The organism is Microbacterium sp. NPDC058345, from assembly GCF_042723855.1.
Taxonomy (GTDB): domain Bacteria; phylum Actinomycetota; class Actinomycetes; order Actinomycetales; family Microbacteriaceae; genus Microbacterium.
Window position 1 is genome coordinate 1,353,157 of sequence record NZ_JBHXIG010000001.1, and the last position, 17,295, is coordinate 1,370,451.

The following is a 17,295-nucleotide window of genomic DNA, read 5'->3' on the forward strand; positions in this document are numbered from 1 at the left end:
AGGAAATCATGTACCAGCTGGCACCCAACATCGAGCTTCTCTTCACCGAGGCGGGCGACTATCACGACCGCGTGCGCGCTGCGGCGGCCGCGGGCTTCACCTCCGTCGAGATGTGGGGACCCACCGGTGTCGATGCGCCGAGCTCCCCGAAGGACATCCCGGCGCTCAAGGCGGCGCTGGAGGAGACGGGAACCCGACTCGAAGCGCAGCTCGCCGAGCCGCGCACGCAGTTCATGATCCCGCCGTGGGACCATTCGGAGTTCTTCCGGAAGCTCGACGAGGGCGTGGAGATCGCGACCGAGCTCGGTACACCGCGCATGGTCGTCGGGAGCGGCACCGGATTCGGCGGATGGAAGCGCCAGGTGCAGCTCGACAAGCTCATCGAGATCTATCAGAAGGCGATCGCGCAGATCGAGGGATCGGGCATCACCCTGGTGCTCGAGCCGGTGAACGTCCGTGTCGACCACCCCGGGTCACTGCTGGACCGGACGAGCGAGGCGGTCTACGTCGCGAAGGGCGTCGCCTCGCCGTTCTTCGGCGTGCTCTACGACATCTATCACTCCGCGGTCGAGGGTGAGGACATGCAGGAGGTGCTCGCCGAGGGAGGCGATCTGATCCGCTACGCCCAGCTCGCGGATGCGCCGGGGCGCGCAGAGCCGGGGACGGGATCGATCGACTGGGTCGAGAGGCTCGGGTGGCTGCGGGCGTCGGGTTACGACGGACCGATCGGCCTCGAGTACTACCCCACGACCGAGAGCGCTGCCTCCGTCCGGCACATCGTCGAGGTGGCGGCGAGCGCATGAACCGCTCGTATCCGGCCGAGGTCGACGTCATCATCGTCGGCAGCGGCCCAGCCGGTGCTGCCTACGCGCGCGTGCTCTCGGAGAGGGCCCCCGACGCCCGCATCGCTCTGTTCGAGGTCGGACCGACGGTCACGGACCCGCCTGGCGCGCACGTGCGGAACATCGCCGATCCCACCCGTCGCGCCGACGCCCAGCGTCGATCCGAGGGTCCGCGGGGCGGCTCGGCCGCCACGGTGGATTCTCCCGGAGCGGTCAAAAGCGGTGAGCGACGGGGCCGTCCCGGCACGTTCCTGCTCGAAGACGGCTTCGCCGCCGACGGTGAGGACGGCCTCCCCGTCGCCGCGATGTCGAGCAACGTCGGTGGGATGTCGGCGCACTGGACCGGCGCCTGCCCCCGTCCGAACGAGTCGGAGCGCATCGACTTCGTCGACGACCTGGACGAACTGCTCGGCGAGGCCGATCGACTCCTCGGCGTCACCACCGATGCCTTCGAGGGCGCCCCGTTCAGCGACCTGGTGCGCGAGCGCCTCGCCGCGACGGCGGACGCCGGACGAGAGCCTCATGCGCGCGTGCAGAGGATGCCGCTCGCCGTGCACCGTCGCGCCGACGGCGCACTCGTCTGGTCGGGATCGGACGTCGTGTTCGGCGCCGAGACCCGCTCCAACGCGAACTTCACGCTGTTCGACGAGTCCCTCGTCACCGCGGTGATCGTCGAGGAGGGGCGCACGACGGGAGTACGGGTGAGCGACCGAAGGTCAGGTGAGGAGCACGAGGTCCGCGCCCGCGTCGTGGTCGTCGGAGCGGATGCGCTGCGGACGCCGCAGCTGCTCTGGGCGTCCGGCATCCGTCCGGATGCTCTGGGGAGATACCTCAACGACCAGACCCAGGTCGTCTACGCGACGCGCATCCTCGACGCCGCGGCGGAGCCCGGAGACGGAGCACCCCCGGCCGCGGGCATCAGCGCCACGAGCGGCGTGACGTGGATCCCTTACACCGACGCCAAACCCTTCCACGGGCAGGTCATGCAGCTGGATGCGTCGCCGATCCCTCTCGCCGAGGACGATCCGGTCGTCCCCGGGTCGATCGTCGGTCTCGGACTGTTCTGCGCCAAGGACCTTCGGCGGGAGGATCGCATCGAGTTCTCGGACGAGCATCTCGACGGCTACGGACTGCCCGCGCCGCGGATCCGCTACACCCTCACCACCCGCGACCATGAGGTGCTCGAACAGGCGCGCGCGGAGATCGTCCGTCTGGCGGCCGCTGTCGGCGAGCCGCTCGGCGAGCACCCGTTCACGCTTCCTCTCGGGGCCTCCCTGCACTATCAGGGCACCACGCGGATGGGTGTGACCGACGACGGCGAGAGCGTTTGCGATCCCTGGAGCGAGGTGTGGGGGACGCAAGGGCTGTACGTCGCGGGGAATGGCGTGATCCCGACCTCGACGGCGTGCAATCCGACACTCACCTCCGTCGCCCTCGCGGTTCGCGGCGCGCGGAGGATTGCGGAATCTCTGTGATCCCGGAGACGGAAATCCCGACCCATTGCTTATGTCTGAATCAGACATTAAACTGCAGGAATAAGAAAGAAGAGAGCGGATGCTCTCACGACGAGGAGGTCCCGGTGATTCCCGACCGCATCATCGAGCAGGGAACGCTCACGACGGACGGCAGGCGTGTCGCCGTCGAAGTGCGGGTGCCGTGGTACCGCGCGCTGCCGGCATCGTGCATCGGTCAGGCGGGCCTGACCATCGACGGCACGCCCGTGCCGACCGAGTCGCTGCGCTGGGAGATGAACGGCACGACGTTCACGTTCGACGAGCTCGCCGCCAACGTCGAGAGCTGGTGGTTCCCCGCCGACTCGGCCGTGCTGTCAGGAGAGCTCCCGATCGACGCCGACACGGACCACGAAGTCGGGGTGGATCTGACCCTGTACATCCCGTACATCGTCATCAGCGACAGCGAGGTGCTCCACATCGAGGAGCACGACGTCAAGACCATGAAGGCGGTGGCGGCATGACCGGGCAGCGGGGAACACCGATCCAGGGAGTGACCCTCTACAGCTTCACCCGCGCGTTCCACGGGCGCGAATACGACCTCGAGGGCCTGGTCCGCAAGGTCGCCGCCGACGGATACGGCCCCGGTATCGAGATCATCGGGTTCTCGAGCTTCCGCGGGTTCCCCGACCTCGACGACCGCTTCGTCGGCTCGTTCCGCGACCTGCTGCAGGAGGTCGACCTCGTTCCGACGTCGATCGCCGTGAACGCGGACATCGGGCTCCGCCGCGACCGCCTGCTCACGCAGGAGGAGCTGATCGAGTACATGAGCCGCCAGATCGAGGCGACGGCGAGACTCGGATTCCCCGTCGCCCGCGTGCAGATCTCGATCACGCCGGACTCGATGGAGCAGCTCGTGCCCGTGGCCGAGAAGTTCGGCGTCACGCTCGCGCTCGAGGTGCATGCCGACCAGTACGCGTCGCACCCGCGCATCCTCGCGCTCCGGGACCGCTACGAGAAGATCGGCTCGCCGCTTCTCGGATTCACGATGGACTGGGGTGCGACCGTGTCCGGCTTCGCGCCGTCGCTGCTCGAGGCGTACCGCCGCAGGGGTGCCAGCGACGAACTGCGCGCGGCCGTCGTCTCGCTGTGGGACGAGTTCTACGAGCAAGGTCCGCCGGCAGACCAGGCCGAGCACGGCCAGCGCTTCGGCCGGTTCATCGGCCTCGCCGCACAGCACGGCCGTCCCGAGCTCGGCATCGACTTCGCCATCAACGGCACAGGTCTCTTCGGCCCGGCCCGTGTCGACGACTGGCTCGAGATCATGCCCTGGGTCCGTCACGTGCACGGCAAGTTCTTCGGCATCGACGAGAACGGCGAAGAGCCGTCCGTCCCGGTGCGCGACCTCATCCGACTGCTGGTCGAGAGCGGATATTCGGGGGCGATCTCGAGCGAGTACGAGGGCTGGCACTGGAACCACTGGCAGAGTCCGTTCGACATCATCGCCGGCGAGCAGGCCGTCCAGCGCTCGGCCGCCGAGGACTCCGGATCGCGCATGATCACGGACGCCGCCGAGGCGCGTTCCGTGCTCGCCACCCACCACGCCGGCCATCAGGCACTCGCCCGCAGCTGAGAGGACAGGACATGACTGAGGAGAACGGCATCGCCGGCACCGGCATCCGCCTGGGAACCACGCTGTACTCGCTGACCAGCGAGTTCGCGGCCGGTCACTACACCCCCGAGACGCTCATCGCCGCCGTCGCGGAGAACGGCATCGGCCCGGGTGTGGAGTTCAACATCGCGCAGTTGCTGCGCACATATCCCGACGTGGACGACGAGTTCGTGAAGCTCTGGTTCGACTCGCTGGAGAGGTACGGTCTCGAGCCGAGCGCTGTCGGCACCAATCTCGACATGGGGCGGCGCAAGGACCGGGACATGACGCCGGACGAGGAGCACGATTTCCTTGCGCGGCAGCTCAAGACGGCGAACACGCTCGGCTTCCGCACGATCGTCATCCGCTCGGCGGGCAGAGAGCTGCTGCGCAGTCTGCTGCCGCTCGCCGAGAAGTACGACCAGCACCTCGGCTACGAGATCCACGCGCCGCAGGGTCCGAACGACCCCAAGGTGATCGGCATCCGCGAGCTCTACGAAGAGCTCGGCAGCGACCGCCTCGGCTTCACGGCCGACTTCTCGTCGACCATGCACAGCCTGTCGCCGACGCTGCTGCGCACACTCGGTCAGATGGGGATGGACGAGAAGCACTTCCCCGTCATGGACGAGATCTGGCACGAGCCCACGCCGATGCATGTCCGCAACCAGAAGTTCGAGGACTACCTGTCCGGCGAGGGCGTGGACCCGCTGCGTTTCGGACCGTTCACCCGGCTCGCCTTCAACATGCACGGGCTCGTCCCCGCGGAGGAGTGGCTGGACATCATGCCGCAGATCTTCCATGTGCACGCGAAGTTCTACGACATCGGTGCCGACGGCGAAGAGCCCGCGATGGACATCCCGCGCATCGTTCGGCAGTTCGTGAAGGGCGGCTATCAGGGGTTCCTCTCCAGCGAGTGGGAGGGGCACGCGTTCAGCGACCTGGGTGAGTCCGACCCGATCGACCTCGTGAAGAAGCAGCACGCGCTCATGCGCGCAGCGATCGAGGATGCCGTCGCCGACGCGCCGGCATCCGCACGGGTCTGATCGCCACCACGGAGAGCATCACCCACCAGAAGGAGAGCAGCATGACCGACGTCGTCGTCGAACCCACCGTCGAGTCGCTCCAGTCCGAGATCGCCGACCTGCGCGAGCAGGTCGGGGTCGCACTGCGCCTCGCGCAGCGCGCCGAGGATCGAGGAGCGATCGAGAACCTCTTCAACCGTTACATGTACCTGCACAACGCGTTCCAGGATGAGCAGATCATCCCGCTGTGGGTGAAGCGCGGGACACCGGGCATCCGCGCGCGCTATACGAACGCCGGTCAGTACACCGACTACGACAGCGTGATCCGCTACCACCAGGGGCGTCCGACTCCCGAGGGCAAGCTGATCCTCCACTACACGACCACACCGGTCATCGAGGTCGCCGCAGACGGACAGACCGCGAAGGGCGTGTGGCTGATGGCCGGCAGCGAGTCGGGCCTGACCGACCCCGAGGTCGCGAAGGAGAGCCCCGAGTACATGTACTCACCGGGGGAGGTGCTCGGCAAGAGGGTCTGGGCGCACTGGGTCTGGTGCAAGTACGCGATCGACTTCCTGCGTCAGGACGGCGAGTGGAAGATCTGGAAGTTCCGCTGCTACGAGCTCACGCGCGCGCCGTTCGAGGAGAACTGGATCAGCTTCGGCGAGAAGAACCAGCACGCATTCGATCTCGACCTCATGTACTTCGGAGACGACGGCCGACCCGTCTTCATGCCGAAATCCGATGAGCCGGTACCGACGGAGTACCACCCTTACAGCCCGACGACGCGTCAGGTGCTCGAACCGGTGCCACCGGTGCCGCACGACACCTTCGAAGACACGTTCAAGTAAGACCAGAAGGAGCGCCGTCATGGCCACCCACAACTCCCTGTTCGCCGACTCGGACGTGCGCCGCACGGCATCCGGGATCTCGGTCTCCGTGCAGATCCCCTGGTATCGGAGCCTCTGGCTGTCGGCCGTCGACGATGTCGAGGTGCGCGTGAACGGCGTGGACGTCGGTCGCGACCGCATCCGGTTCGCCCTCGGAGGCCGCGAGTACCACGTCGAGGAGCTGCCCGAGCAGTCCGAGACGCTGTGGTTCCTCGCCGATCGGCCGGACGTGCTCGTCGAGCTCGACGAGGTTCCCGAGGCGGGTGCGGAGATCACGGTCGAGGTCGTGCTCACCATGCGCCTGCTGTACATGCAGATCATGCCGGGCGTCGACGGCGGCCCCGGGCGCTACGTCACCAACCGTGTGCCGGTCGAGCGCACCCTGGTGCTCGCGTGAGCCCCCGACGTCAGGGTGGCGCCCTGCGCGTCGCCATGATCGGCTACGGCTTCATGGGAGCCGCGCACTCCGTCGGCTGGCGGCAGGCCCCGGCCGTGTTCGCTCTGCCGGATGCTGTGGAGATGGCCGTCCTCGTCGGGCGCAACGCCTCGGCGGTCGCGGATGCCGCGGCGCAGTGGGGATGGCAGGAGACCGCCACCGACTGGCGCGAGGTCATCGAGCGCGATGACATCGACATCGTCGACATCGTCACCCCCGGCGACTCCCACGCGGAGATCGCGATCGCGGCGCTGCGGGCGGGCAAGCACGTCATCGTCGAGAAGCCGATGGCCAACACGGTCGCAGAAGCCGAGGCGATGGCGGCGGCGGCGACGGAGGCGCGGGAGCGCGGCATCCGCTCGATGGTCGGTTTCACCTATCGACGGGTCCCCGCCGTGACGCTGCTGCGGGATCTGCTCGCCGCCGGCAAGGTCGGTACGGTGCAGCAGATCCGGGCGACGTACCGCCAGGACTGGCTCGTCGATCCGGAGATGCCCCTCGCATGGCGCCTGCAGAAGGAGCACGCCGGTTCCGGAGCGCTGGGCGACATCGGCGCGCACATCATCGACATGACGCAGTTCGTGACCGGCTCCGACGTCGAGCGCGTATCCGGCACCGTCGAGACGATCGTGAAGCGACGACCCGTGCAGGGTGCGGGTTCCGGACTCAGCGGCACAGCGGGGGAGGGCTACGGAGACGTCACGGTCGATGATCTGGCGATCTTCACGGGACGACTGGACAGCGGCGCACTCGTCTCGTTCGAGGCCAGCCGTTTCGCCACAGGTCGCAAGAACGCGTTGACCATCGAGGTCTCCGGCGATCGCGGCGCACTCCGCTTCGACCTCGAAGACCTCAACGTGCTGCACTTCTACGACCGCACGGTCGACCCGGCGCTGCAGGGGTTCACCCGTATCCTCGTGACCGAGGCGGAGCACCCCTACGTCGCCGCATGGTGGCCGGCCGGACACATGCTCGGCTACGAGCACGGCTTCGTCCACCAGGCGAAGGACTTCATCGAGGCGATCGCGGCAGGTGAGGACCCGCACCCCTCCTTCGAGGAGGGCGTGCGGGTGCAGCGCGTACTCGACGCCGTCGAACGAAGTGCCGCGGCGGAGAGCCGCTGGGTCGGCGTGCACTGATCCCCGCCCCGCGGCGTTCCGACCATCTCTCACACAGGCGCAGCCACCCAGAAGGAGACGACGATGTCCAGACCGATCACCCTCTTCACCGGCCAGTGGGCCGACCTGCCTTTCGAGGAGGTGGCGCGCCTCGCCGGGGAATGGGGCTATGACGGACTCGAGATCGCATCGTGGGGAGATCACATCGATGTCTCCCGCTGGGATGACGAGGCGTACGTGCAGAGCCGCAAGGACATCCTCGACCGCAACGGCCTCCAGGTCTGGACGATCTCCAACCACCTGACGGGGCAGGCGGTCTGCGACGACCCGATCGACGAGCGCCATCGCGACATCCTCTCGGACCGCGTCTGGGGCGACGGCGACCCCGAAGGTGTGCGGCGGAGGGCTGCGGAGGATCTGAAGGACACCGCACGATTCGCGGCGAAGCTCGGCGTGAAGACCGTGACGGGCTTCACCGGCTCGTCGATCTGGAAAGCCGTGGCGATGTTCCCGCCGGCATCCGATGCGTTCATCGCCGCCGGATACCAGGACTTCGCCGACCGCTGGAACCCCATCCTCGACGTGTTCGAGGACGTGGGCGTGCGCTTCGCGCTGGAGGTCCATCCCTCGGAGATCGCTTACGACTACTGGACTGCGAAGGCGGCGCTCGAGGCCATCGGGCACCGGAAGAGCTTCGGCTTCAACTTCGATCCGTCGCACTTCGTGTGGCAGCAACTGGACCCCGTCGCCTTCGTGCTCGATTTCGCCGAGCACATCTTCCACGTTCACGTGAAGGAGTCCGTCACCTACCTCGACGGGCGCAACGGGGTGCTGGGCTCGCATCTGCCGTGGGCGAATCCACGTCGCGGGTGGACGTTCGTGTCCACCGGCCATGGTGCGGTCCCTTGGGAACCGATCTTCCGCGCGCTGAACGCCATCGGCTACAACGGGCCGACGAGCGTCGAGTGGGAGGACGCGGGCATGGACCGACTCGTCGGAGGGCCCGAGGCGCTCGCGTTCGTCCGCAGGCTCGCCGAGATCACTCCGCCGCACGCCGCGTTCGACTCGGCATTCTCCACTCACGCCGAAGGATCGCATTGACATGGCCGACGTTCTGAACGCCCTCATCCTCTCGGGGCACATGACCAGGGAGCACGACAACGAGTTCCGCAGCTTCCGCAAGCACAACGAGTGGCTCACCGCACTCCTCGAGGACACCGGGCGCTTCCGCGTGCGCGTGATCGAGGACCCCCGCGGTCTCGGGTCGGACATCATCGACAAGTACGACGTCGTGATCGTCGTCTTCGAGGGCAGGGACGGCTTCTTCGACAAGGCCGTCGGCTTCGGAGCCGAGACGGATGCCGCGCTGCTGAAGTTCGTGCACGACGACGGAAAGGGCATCGTCTGGTTCCACGGCTCCTCGGTGCAGGAGGACGACTGGGGCTACCCCGAGGAGTACAACGTCATGCGCGGAGCCAAGCTCAGCGTTGGGACGGGACTTCGTCCGCGCCCGTGGGGTGAAGCGCTCCTGCATACGACGGAACCGCGCCACGAGATCACCGAAGGCATCAGCGCCTCGTGGACTGTCACGGGCGACGACATCCTCATGGGCGTCGAGATGTACGAGGGTGCGCAGGTGCTGCTCACGGTGTTCGACGACCTGGAGTCGTACGAGAACGCTCCGGTGTGGCCGATGACGCACTACCCCGTCGCCATCCCCGAAGAGGGGCTCAGCGGGATGCAGGGGGTGAACACCCACCAGCCCGTGGCGTGGATCAACGAGTACGGTGCGGGCCGCAGCTTCACCATCACGGTGGGGCATGACATCGACACGTTCCGGCGCATCGAGTTCATCCGCATGTTCCCCCGCGGGGTGGAGTGGGCGGCGAACGGCGAGATCTCCCTCACGGGCCCCGACCGTCGCGGCGAGCGTCGGTTCCTGCCCTGGCCGTACTACAACCAGGAGGGCTGAGAGGGGCGAGAAGCTCCTCTCCGCCCTCCGCGGTCGCTCCGAGCAGAGCCGCCGCGCTCAGGCCGCGACCAGTGCCGAGCGGGCGAGATCGAGGTGGCGTCGCGTGGCGTCCACGGCAGTCGCGTCCTCGATCCATTCGTGACCACCCCACTCGCTGCACAGCGTGCCGGCGAATCCTGCGACCCGCAGTTCCCGGCCGAGTTCGGCGATGGGGCGTGTGATCCGGCCGTCGGTGTCGTCGAGATCCCAGAACTTCAGGTGCACGCCCGCGGTCCACGGGAGGACATCGCGCAGGTCCGACGCCTCCGATCGGCCGAACCGCACGACGAGGTTCATGAACATGGTGTGCACCGCCGGAGGCACACTGCCGCTGCGCAGCGCGTCGATGACGGCGTCGTGCGTCTCGGGATCCCGCCAGGCGGTGCGCAGTCGGGCGAGCAGCGCCCCGTCGACACCGCCGCGTCGCAGCACCTCGAGATAGCTGTCGGGCAGTGAGGGCATCAGCATGCTGATGTCGATGAGCAGCCGGACGTGCGGGTCGTCGAGCGCCGCGATGGTCTCGAACGCGTCGCGATACCCGTCGCTGCGTGGGTCCTGTTGGCCCTGCGCCTCTTCGAACAGCACGAGGTCGAGGTCGTGCAGCAGCGGAAGGAGGCGCGCCAGCAGCCGAGGCCCGGACTGGCCGATCGGCAGCCGCACGCCGATGGCGCCGGCGTGGTGGGCGGCGTGCAGCTGCGGCACGAGGAAGTCATACCGTTCCTGGTCCGTGCGTCGTCGGCCGTCGCTCGTCCAGTCGTCGATGCTGCCGCCGACGATGCTCACTCGGCCACCCGCTGCGGCGAGACGCTCGCGAAGCGCCGACGCCTCGGCGGTCGTGGGCGAGGGGAAGCCCCGCCACACCTGCCCGGCCTCGACCTCGATGGCCGACGCGATGCCGTCGGCGACGACGGAGACGGCGATGTCCTCGGCGGTCCGTTCAGCGCGGATGACATCGGGGGTCCAGTTGAACGCACTCGCCGTGAGCGTCCAGTCTTCGGGCAGGGGCATGGTGAGCACTCGCTTTCGATCGGGCGTTGCAATCGGTTCAGATGACGTCGCGTGCCACGTCGGCGCGCGGGACCACAGCGTCGAGCACGCAGCGCCGATCCTCACGGAACGGCAGTGTGAGGGGCGCGTCGTGTCCTCCGGGCAGGTACGGGATCAGCAGCGAGAACGACACGTCGACGTGATGCTCCCCGGGGCTCAGGTGGGGGATGCCGGTCAGCGCGACGCGGTCCTGCACGTGCCACCACGCCTCGACGTCTGCGAGCGCGCGCGGATCGAGGTCCCGGTCGGCGAGACGGACACGGATGCCCTCGACGGGAGAGCCGTCGATCGACACAGCGACATCTCGCAGACAGGCGAGCGGAAGCGAGCGGATCCAGGGAAGGGACAGACGGAGGGCCGAGGCATCGGTCTCCGTGGTCAGTGCGTCATCGCGCAGGATGGCGAGGCTCATGTCACTCCTTCGTGGGGCTTCAGAACATAAGCTACACACTTATGCAGAATTCCGGAAGAAGCCGGGGACCTCAGACGGAGGCGGTGACCTGCACCGTGGGACGACCTCCCGAGAACCACCGCGGGAACGTGGTCACGAAAAGGGTCTCTATCGCCAGTGCCGCTCCTCCGCGGAGCGGCTCCTGCGCGTCATTGACGGACGGCACGATCTGGAGGTCGCGCGTGGCGAGGGGGAGGGACAGTTCGTACACGCGCTGGCGGACCTCGGCGAGGAAGAGCTCGCCGGCCGCGGCCGCCGCGCCGCCGATGATGAAGACCTTCGGATTGAAGACGTTGACCAGTGTCGCGGCCGCCTCGCCGACCACGCGCGCCGAACTCTGCACGAGGCCGATCGCGAGGCTGTCGCCGTTCTCCGCCGCTCTGGCGATGGCCTCGGGAGTGAGTGGTGCGCCCCCTCGCACCGCATCCGCCAGCTGCCCCGTCGCGTTCTCCGCTTCGATCGCCTGACGGGCGTCTCGCACCAGCGCCCATCCTCCCGCCACCGCCTCGAGGCAGCCCACCTTGCCGCAGCGGCACGGCTCCTTCGAGCCGTTCACGCGAACGTGCCCGATGTCTCCCGCAGCGCCGTTCGCTCCCCGGTGCACGCGGCCCTGCGAGAGAAGTCCCGACCCTATCCCCGAGCCGATCTTGCAGTAGATCAGGTCGTCCTCGGTGGCATGGCGTCGCGCCCGCTCGCCGAAGACGAGAAGGTTCACGTCATTGTCGACCCACGCGGGGGCATCGAAATGCTCCTCGACCGTGCCGCGCACGTCGAAGCCGTTCCATCCCGGCATGATCGGCGGGGCCACGGGCCGTCCGGTCGCGAAGTCCACAGGGCCCGGCAGGCCGACGGTGACGGCCCACACCGGCGCCTCGCCCTGCTCGACGAGCAGGCCGTCGGCCAGTTCCATGGCGCGGGCGAGCGTCTTGTCGGGACCGCTGGCGATGTCCCACGCCTCGTGCGCATGCGCGATGAGCGCGCCGTCGAGATCGGCGATGCCCACGCGGATGTGCAGCGCTCCCAGCGCGCAGACGACGACGAGCCCCTGCTCGCTGCGGAAGCGCAACGTGCGAGCCGAGCGACCGCCGGTCGAGGGGGCCAGTTCGCTGTCGGCCAGGTAGCCCATCTCGATCGCCTGATCGATGCGCTGGGTCACGACGCCGCGCCCGAGCCCGGTGATGCGCCCGATCTCAGGCCTGGTCGTCGCCTCGCCCGTGCGCACCATGTTGACGATCCGAAGCAGACTTGTGACCTCGTCCGTCTGGGCGGAGAAGCGGAGGGTGGATTCGCTGGCCATGGCACATCCTGACATGAAGAAGACTCCGGGCCTGTCTGATGTGCGTAGTGTCGAGATCGGCGCATCTTATGTAGGCTTTCGGCTTAAGTGGCCAGTGTAGCCCTTTGCGAGGAGATCGGCGCATGGCGGGTAAGCCGTACGGAGTGGGGATCATCGGGGCCGGGCCGGGTGCCTGGGCGCTGCACGCTCCGACGCTCGCGCGCATAGGGGGTGCTTTCGCGGTCGTGCACGTCGCCGACGCGGGAAGCGGCAGGGCCGATCGGCTCGCCGAGTCGGTCGGCGCCCGCTCGTCGGCCGGCATCGACGCGCTCTTGGGGGATCCCGACGTCGAGGTCGTCGTGATCTGCAGTCCACCGGAACACCACGCGGAACAGATCCTCGCCGCCCTGCGCGCGGGCAAGCGTGCGATCCTCTGCGAGAAGCCGATCGGGCTCACGCACGAGGAGGTCGATGCCGTGATCGACGAATGCAGTGCTCGAGGAGCGGCTCTCGTCGTCGGGACCAACCACGTCTACGACCCGGCGTGGACGCGAGCGAAGAAGCACCTGCTGGCACACGGCGGGCGCATCGAGTCGATGACGGCGAGTCTCGCGCTTCCCCCCAACGACCGCTACCACGCCGTCGTGAGCGAGGCGGCCACCGCGTCGTCGAACGCCTCGCGGCCCGCGCCTGACTGGAGCGACCCCGGGTTCGCGGCCGCGGTGGTCCGCAGCCTGGTGCTGGGACTCGCGGTGCACGACCTCCCCCTCATCCGTGACCTCGCACCGCAATTCGAGCGCGTCGTGTACGCGCGGCCCGTCGCGCCCATCGGCTACGCGATCGGGCTGATCGCCGACGGCATCCCGATCTCCCTTACGGCCGTCATGCTTCCCAGCGGGGCGGATGCCGCGTGGACCTTGCGCCTGCTCACCGAGGTGGACGAGGTGGAGATCTCCTTCCCGCCAGCGTTCGTGCATGCAGGAAGCGCCGGAGTCATGGTGCGCGGCATCAACGGCGCTCGCACCGAGCACCCTCGGGAGCGGACCGACGGCTACGTCGCCGAGTGGCGCGGGTTGGCATCCCTGCTCTCCGGTGAGGAACCCCGCGAGTACGACGAGATCAGGGCCGACGGCCATTACGCCGTCGCCATCGCCGATGCCTCGGCGCAGTGGATCCGAGAGAGCGGGGCGTCATGACGGCCGTGCGTGTGTTCACCGACGATGCGAGGTACCGGATCGCCCTGGCCGAGCTGACCGAGTCGGCGGTGACCGCGCCGAGCATGCACGACGCGGACATCGTGGTCGGGTCACGGGCGGCGGAATGCCGGGCGGACCAGCTCGCGATCCTCACGCCCGACGGATCAGCAGGTCTCGACCCTCCGCTCGGGGCATCCGTGATCCTCGAGCGGCTCTGGTTCCGACCTGATGTGGAGCAGGATGTCGTGGCTCGGCGGGAGTGGTTCCCGCGGATCGAGATCGAGGTCACCGCCCCGACCGCGCAGCTGCACGCCGTCATGACGGATGCGGCGGCGTGGGCCGGGGCGCTCGCGGGCGCCGAGCTGCGGCCCGGGGCGGGAGCCGCGACGCGATTCGGGGGGATCGCCGACGCCCGTGCGGGAGACGCCGTCGTGACGCTCCAGCTGCGCCGTCGGGAGGCGTCGGCTGCGGCGCTCAGGATCGCCGCGATCGGACCGTCTCGCGTCGAGATCCGCGTCGACGACGAGCGTCGGTCGGTGCGCGTGCGCATCGCCGACGAGGACGGTGAACTCGTGCTGCCGGAGCGCTGGGAGGATGCGGCGCGGGTCACCCTCCGCCGTGCGGTCGAGGTCCGTCGATCGGGAGTGCACGCCACGGACCTGGTGAGGCTTCGCCGCGATTCCCGCGTCGCCGATCATTTCCTTCGACTCATAACTGAAGCTGATGACACGGATCGGCAACCACGGATTCCCTGATGCGTCTCGCCTGGCGATAGTGGATACCGGCCGGATGACACGGCCGGTATCGAAAGGATCGATGATGATCAAGCTGCTCTCCCACCTCTCGTACGTGGCGATCACGTCGCCCGACGTCGAGGCCTCAGTGGAGTTCTACAAGACCCAGGTCGGCCTCACCGAGGTGGCCCGCGAAGACGATCGGGTGTATCTGCGCTGCTGGGGCGACTACTACGCGTTTTCGGTCGTGGTGGTCCCGGGGGAGGAGCCCGCGCTCGAGACCATGGCATGGCGGACCTCGAGCGCCGAGGCGCTCGAGGAGGCCGCGAAGCGCATCGAGGCGGCCGGCATCCAGGGCGAGTGGATCGACGGGTTCAAGATCGGCCGCGCGTACCGCTTCACCGGACCGTTCGGTCACGACATGACTCTGCACTGGGACGTCGAGCGCCACCAGTCGACGACCGAGGCCGCGTCCATCTACCCGGATCGCCCCGAGAAGCGCAGCAAGGTCGCCGGTGCCCCGCGACAGCTCGACCATGTCACCGTCGCGACCGCCGACGTGGACGCCTTCGTGAAGTGGTACGTCGACGTGCTCGGCTTCCGGTTCATGGCCCGCACAGTGCTCGACGAAGCACCCATCTCGGTGTTCTCCGTGCTCACCACCAACGAGAAGTCGCACGACCTCGGCGTGGTGCTCGACGGGTCCACGCGCGCCGGCCGGGTGAACCACTACGCCTTCTGGGTCGACACCCGTGAAGAGCTGCTCATCGCCGCCGACACCCTGATGGAGAACGGCATTCCGATCGAGTACGGTCCCAACATCCACGGCATCGGCGAGCAGACCTTCCTGTATTACCGCGAGCCGTCGACGCTGCGGATCGAGCTCAACACCGGTGGCTACCGCAACTACGTGCCGGACTGGGAGGCCAACACCTGGAAGCCCTCGCTCGGATCGAACAACTTCTACCGCAACGGTGCGATGCCGATGTCGATGACCGAGTCCTTCCCACCCGCGGATGGGCCGTCCGCGACGGAGGAAGGCGTGCCCGACGAGATCAAGGAAGCCCTGTTCAACCCGTACGCCAAGCACGGCCAGGGGTGAGACGCGGGATGCCGACCGGTGAGGGGCGGTCGGCATCCCCGGCATCGGCATCCCTCGCACCACTCCGCACGATCAAGGAATCACGATGACTTCCGAGAGAGAACTCGACAACCGCTTCGCCCTCGCGCGCTTCCGCGACGGAGACCGGGTGAGCCTGGGACTGGTCGCGGGACGCCGTATCCGCCCCGTCGGTCATGCCGAACTCGGCGCCGACGATCTGAACGCGTTCCTGGCTGACGCCTCCGCCGGGTGGGAGCGTCTCGCCGCGCTCGTCGACGCAGACGGACCGTGGCGGCCGCTCGACGAGGTGACGCTCTGCGCGCCGGTCGAGCCACGACAGGTGCTGCAGACCGGGGCCAACTACCGGCAGCATGTGATCGAGCTCGTCGCCGCAGGACTCACCCAGAACACCGAGCGCACCCCCGAGGAGGCCCGCGCCTTCGCGGCGGAGATGATGGACGAGCGTGCCGCGAACGGCGAACCGTACTTCTTCATCGGCCTGCCCGCGTGCGTGGTCGGCGATGACGTTCCGCTCGCGCTTCCCGCGTACAGCGAGGTCCATGACTGGGAGCTGGAGCTCGCCGTCGTGATCGGACGCGAGGCCTTCCGCGTCTCCCGTGAGGATGCGCTCGACCACGTCGCCGGCTACACGATCGTCAACGACATCACGACCCGAGACCTCGTGTTCCGTAAGGACATGAAGGAGATCGGCACCGATTGGTACCGCTCGAAGAACGCCCCGGGGTTCCTGCCGACAGGGCCGTTCCTCGTGCCGTCCGGCCTCATCGACCCGTCCGACGTGCGGGTGACGCTCGCGCTCAACGGCGAGATCAAGCAGGACTCCTCCTCGAGTGATCTGCTCTTCGACGTCCCCGCGCTGATCTCGGCCGCGAGCCAGACGATGCCACTCCTCCCCGGTGACCTCCTTCTCACCGGAAGCCCCGCCGGCAACGGGCAGCACTGGAAGCGATTCCTGCAGGACGGCGACGAGATGCGCGGGACGATCACCGGACTCGGCGCGCAGGTCGTGCGGTGCGTCGCGGAGGCCTCCGCATGAGCATCCGCGACGAGGACCCGACAGCGCTCGACCGCGACGACCCCGCCGCGGAGATCACCTCCCGTGCGACCGCGTACCGCAACTGGGGGCGTTGGGGCGAGGACGACGTCCTCGGCACTCTCAACTTCATCGACGACGCCGCTCGAGCGCGCGCGGCGTCGCTCGTCGAGTCCGGACGGGTCGTCTCGCTCGCCCAGCGCTTCGACACCGACGGCCCGCAGAAGGGCTGGCGGCGTCGCACGAACCCCGTGCACACGATGACCGACACGGGCACGGATGCGGAGCGCGGCAGCCAGGGTTTCCCGCACGGCCTCGGAGGCGCGGACGACGTCATCGCGATGCCGCTGCAGTGCTCGACCCAGTGGGACGGCCTCGGCCACATCTTCGACCACGGACGAGCATGGAACGGCCGCCGTGCGGGCGACGTCGTCACCAGCGACGGCGATCTGGTGACGGGGATCGAGCACGCGGCCGGCGTCATCGTCGGTCGAGGTGTGCTCCTCGACCTCGGACGACACCTGGAACCCGGGTCGGGGGAGCTCGCGGACGGCTACGCCATCACCGCCGCCGACATCGAGGCGTGCATCGCCGCGCAGGGCGAGAGCAGCCGCGTCGGCCGCGGTGACATCGTGCTGATCCGGACGGGACAGTACGCGCGGACCCGACGGGAAGGCTGGGGCGACTATGCGGGAGGCGCCGCGCCGGGACTCTCGCTGACGACCGCCGGGTGGCTCCATCGCTCCGAGATCGCCGCGATAGCGACCGACACCTGGGGCTTCGAGGTGCGACCGAACGAGTTCGATGCACCCGCCTTCCAGCCACTCCACCAGGTCGTGATCCCGAACATGGGGCTCACCATCGGCGAGATGTGGAACCTCGACGAGCTGGCGGAGGCGTGCCTCGAGCGAAGAAGCTGGGAGTTCTTCCTCTCGGCTCCGCCGCTTCCCATCACCGGAGCCGTCGGCTCGCCCATCAACCCCGTCGCCGTGCTCTGAGCCGGCCACACAGACAACA

At 68.3% G+C, this 17,295-nt stretch carries 18 protein-coding genes; 15 read left to right on the top strand and 3 right to left on the bottom strand.

Features of this window, described 5'->3' with window-relative positions:
- The first annotated feature begins 8 nt into the window (after positions 1–8).
- From ACFWH5_RS06350 to ACFWH5_RS06395, 10 genes are all read left to right on the top strand, one after another.
- A complete protein-coding gene (locus ACFWH5_RS06350) occupies positions 9–803 on the top strand; it encodes a TIM barrel protein (RefSeq protein WP_378832983.1) in 795 nt (264 codons plus the stop codon).
- Complete coding sequence (locus tag ACFWH5_RS06355; protein WP_378832985.1) at positions 800–2,317, top strand: GMC oxidoreductase; 1,518 nt, start codon at positions 800–802, stop codon at positions 2,315–2,317. Before ACFWH5_RS06350 ends, ACFWH5_RS06355 begins: the two co-directional genes overlap by 4 nt.
- A gap of 104 nt (positions 2,318–2,421) precedes the next feature.
- On the top strand, positions 2,422–2,817 hold the full coding sequence (locus ACFWH5_RS06360) for a DUF6379 domain-containing protein (RefSeq protein ID WP_378832987.1): 396 nt from the start codon (positions 2,422–2,424) through the stop codon (positions 2,815–2,817).
- Entirely contained in the window at positions 2,814–3,926 is a 1,113-nt protein-coding gene (locus ACFWH5_RS06365; RefSeq protein WP_378832989.1) for a sugar phosphate isomerase/epimerase family protein, read from the top strand. Before ACFWH5_RS06360 ends, ACFWH5_RS06365 begins: the two co-directional genes overlap by 4 nt.
- 11 nt (positions 3,927–3,937) lie before the next feature.
- On the top strand, positions 3,938–4,987 hold the full coding sequence (locus ACFWH5_RS06370; protein ID WP_378832990.1) for a sugar phosphate isomerase/epimerase family protein: 1,050 nt from the start codon (positions 3,938–3,940) through the stop codon (positions 4,985–4,987).
- Between the two features lie 41 nt (positions 4,988–5,028).
- Positions 5,029–5,814 (top strand): nuclear transport factor 2 family protein, encoded by a 786-nt coding sequence (locus ACFWH5_RS06375; RefSeq protein ID WP_378832992.1) that lies wholly within the window; start codon positions 5,029–5,031, stop codon positions 5,812–5,814.
- A 19-nt stretch (positions 5,815–5,833) separates the two neighbouring features.
- Positions 5,834–6,250, top strand: a complete 417-nt coding sequence (locus ACFWH5_RS06380; protein ID WP_378832994.1) for a DUF6379 domain-containing protein — start codon at positions 5,834–5,836, stop codon at positions 6,248–6,250.
- 35 nt (positions 6,251–6,285) lie between these two features.
- Complete coding sequence (locus ACFWH5_RS06385; protein ID WP_378833557.1) at positions 6,286–7,428, top strand: Gfo/Idh/MocA family protein; 1,143 nt, start codon at positions 6,286–6,288, stop codon at positions 7,426–7,428.
- 63 nt (positions 7,429–7,491) lie between these two features.
- Positions 7,492–8,508, top strand: coding sequence for a sugar phosphate isomerase/epimerase family protein (locus tag ACFWH5_RS06390; protein ID WP_378832996.1), 1,017 nt, complete (start codon positions 7,492–7,494; stop codon positions 8,506–8,508).
- Position 8,509: 1 nt separating this feature from the next.
- On the top strand, positions 8,510–9,379 hold the full coding sequence (locus tag ACFWH5_RS06395; RefSeq protein ID WP_378832998.1) for a ThuA domain-containing protein: 870 nt from the start codon (positions 8,510–8,512) through the stop codon (positions 9,377–9,379).
- A gap of 57 nt (positions 9,380–9,436) precedes the next feature.
- On the opposite strand, the gene ACFWH5_RS06400 is transcribed toward ACFWH5_RS06395, so the two are convergent.
- From ACFWH5_RS06400 to ACFWH5_RS06410, 3 genes are all read right to left on the bottom strand, one after another.
- Positions 9,437–10,426 (bottom strand): restriction endonuclease subunit R, encoded by a 990-nt coding sequence (locus ACFWH5_RS06400; RefSeq protein ID WP_378833000.1) that lies wholly within the window; start codon positions 10,424–10,426, stop codon positions 9,437–9,439.
- A gap of 37 nt (positions 10,427–10,463) precedes the next feature.
- Complete coding sequence (locus ACFWH5_RS06405; RefSeq protein ID WP_378833002.1) at positions 10,464–10,877, bottom strand: hypothetical protein; 414 nt, start codon at positions 10,875–10,877, stop codon at positions 10,464–10,466.
- 70 nt (positions 10,878–10,947) lie between these two features.
- On the bottom strand, positions 10,948–12,213 hold the full coding sequence (locus tag ACFWH5_RS06410) for an ROK family protein (protein WP_378833004.1): 1,266 nt from the start codon (positions 12,211–12,213) through the stop codon (positions 10,948–10,950).
- A 122-nt stretch (positions 12,214–12,335) separates the two neighbouring features.
- Between ACFWH5_RS06410 and ACFWH5_RS06415 the strand changes: the two genes are divergently transcribed.
- From ACFWH5_RS06415 to ACFWH5_RS06435, 5 genes are all read left to right on the top strand, one after another.
- Positions 12,336–13,388, top strand: coding sequence for a Gfo/Idh/MocA family protein (locus ACFWH5_RS06415; RefSeq protein WP_378833006.1), 1,053 nt, complete (start codon positions 12,336–12,338; stop codon positions 13,386–13,388).
- Positions 13,385–14,143, top strand: coding sequence for a hypothetical protein (locus ACFWH5_RS06420; RefSeq protein WP_378833008.1), 759 nt, complete (start codon positions 13,385–13,387; stop codon positions 14,141–14,143). The genes ACFWH5_RS06415 and ACFWH5_RS06420 overlap by 4 nt, the downstream gene beginning before the upstream one ends.
- A 64-nt stretch (positions 14,144–14,207) precedes the next feature.
- Positions 14,208–15,224 (top strand): VOC family protein, encoded by a 1,017-nt coding sequence (locus ACFWH5_RS06425; RefSeq protein ID WP_378833009.1) that lies wholly within the window; start codon positions 14,208–14,210, stop codon positions 15,222–15,224.
- Positions 15,225–15,309: 85 nt separating this feature from the next.
- The gene (locus ACFWH5_RS06430; protein ID WP_378833010.1) at positions 15,310–16,281 is read left to right on the top strand and encodes a fumarylacetoacetate hydrolase family protein; all 972 of its coding nucleotides are present in this window, start codon (positions 15,310–15,312) and stop codon (positions 16,279–16,281) included.
- A complete protein-coding gene (locus ACFWH5_RS06435; protein WP_378833012.1) occupies positions 16,278–17,276 on the top strand; it encodes a cyclase family protein in 999 nt (332 codons plus the stop codon). Before ACFWH5_RS06430 ends, ACFWH5_RS06435 begins: the two co-directional genes overlap by 4 nt.
- Positions 17,277–17,295 lie beyond the last annotated feature (19 nt).

Coding starts and splice junctions, on each gene's coding strand:
- ACFWH5_RS06350 (WP_378832983.1), top strand. CDS start 9: ATGTACCAGCTGGCACCCAACATCGAGCTTCTCTTCACCGAGGCGGGC.
- ACFWH5_RS06400 (WP_378833000.1), bottom strand. CDS start 10,426: ATGCCCCTGCCCGAAGACTGGACGCTCACGGCGAGTGCGTTCAACTGG.
- ACFWH5_RS06385 (WP_378833557.1), top strand. CDS start 6,286: ATGATCGGCTACGGCTTCATGGGAGCCGCGCACTCCGTCGGCTGGCGG.
- ACFWH5_RS06375 (WP_378832992.1), top strand. CDS start 5,029: ATGACCGACGTCGTCGTCGAACCCACCGTCGAGTCGCTCCAGTCCGAG.
- ACFWH5_RS06415 (WP_378833006.1), top strand. CDS start 12,336: ATGGCGGGTAAGCCGTACGGAGTGGGGATCATCGGGGCCGGGCCGGGT.
- ACFWH5_RS06365 (WP_378832989.1), top strand. CDS start 2,814: ATGACCGGGCAGCGGGGAACACCGATCCAGGGAGTGACCCTCTACAGC.
- ACFWH5_RS06390 (WP_378832996.1), top strand. CDS start 7,492: ATGTCCAGACCGATCACCCTCTTCACCGGCCAGTGGGCCGACCTGCCT.
- ACFWH5_RS06405 (WP_378833002.1), bottom strand. CDS start 10,877: ATGAGCCTCGCCATCCTGCGCGATGACGCACTGACCACGGAGACCGAT.
- ACFWH5_RS06410 (WP_378833004.1), bottom strand. CDS start 12,213: ATGGCCAGCGAATCCACCCTCCGCTTCTCCGCCCAGACGGACGAGGTC.
- ACFWH5_RS06430 (WP_378833010.1), top strand. CDS start 15,310: ATGACTTCCGAGAGAGAACTCGACAACCGCTTCGCCCTCGCGCGCTTC.
- ACFWH5_RS06435 (WP_378833012.1), top strand. CDS start 16,278: ATGAGCATCCGCGACGAGGACCCGACAGCGCTCGACCGCGACGACCCC.
- ACFWH5_RS06380 (WP_378832994.1), top strand. CDS start 5,834: ATGGCCACCCACAACTCCCTGTTCGCCGACTCGGACGTGCGCCGCACG.
- ACFWH5_RS06355 (WP_378832985.1), top strand. CDS start 800: ATGAACCGCTCGTATCCGGCCGAGGTCGACGTCATCATCGTCGGCAGC.
- ACFWH5_RS06425 (WP_378833009.1), top strand. CDS start 14,208: ATGATCAAGCTGCTCTCCCACCTCTCGTACGTGGCGATCACGTCGCCC.
- ACFWH5_RS06370 (WP_378832990.1), top strand. CDS start 3,938: ATGACTGAGGAGAACGGCATCGCCGGCACCGGCATCCGCCTGGGAACC.
- ACFWH5_RS06395 (WP_378832998.1), top strand. CDS start 8,510: ATGGCCGACGTTCTGAACGCCCTCATCCTCTCGGGGCACATGACCAGG.
- ACFWH5_RS06420 (WP_378833008.1), top strand. CDS start 13,385: ATGACGGCCGTGCGTGTGTTCACCGACGATGCGAGGTACCGGATCGCC.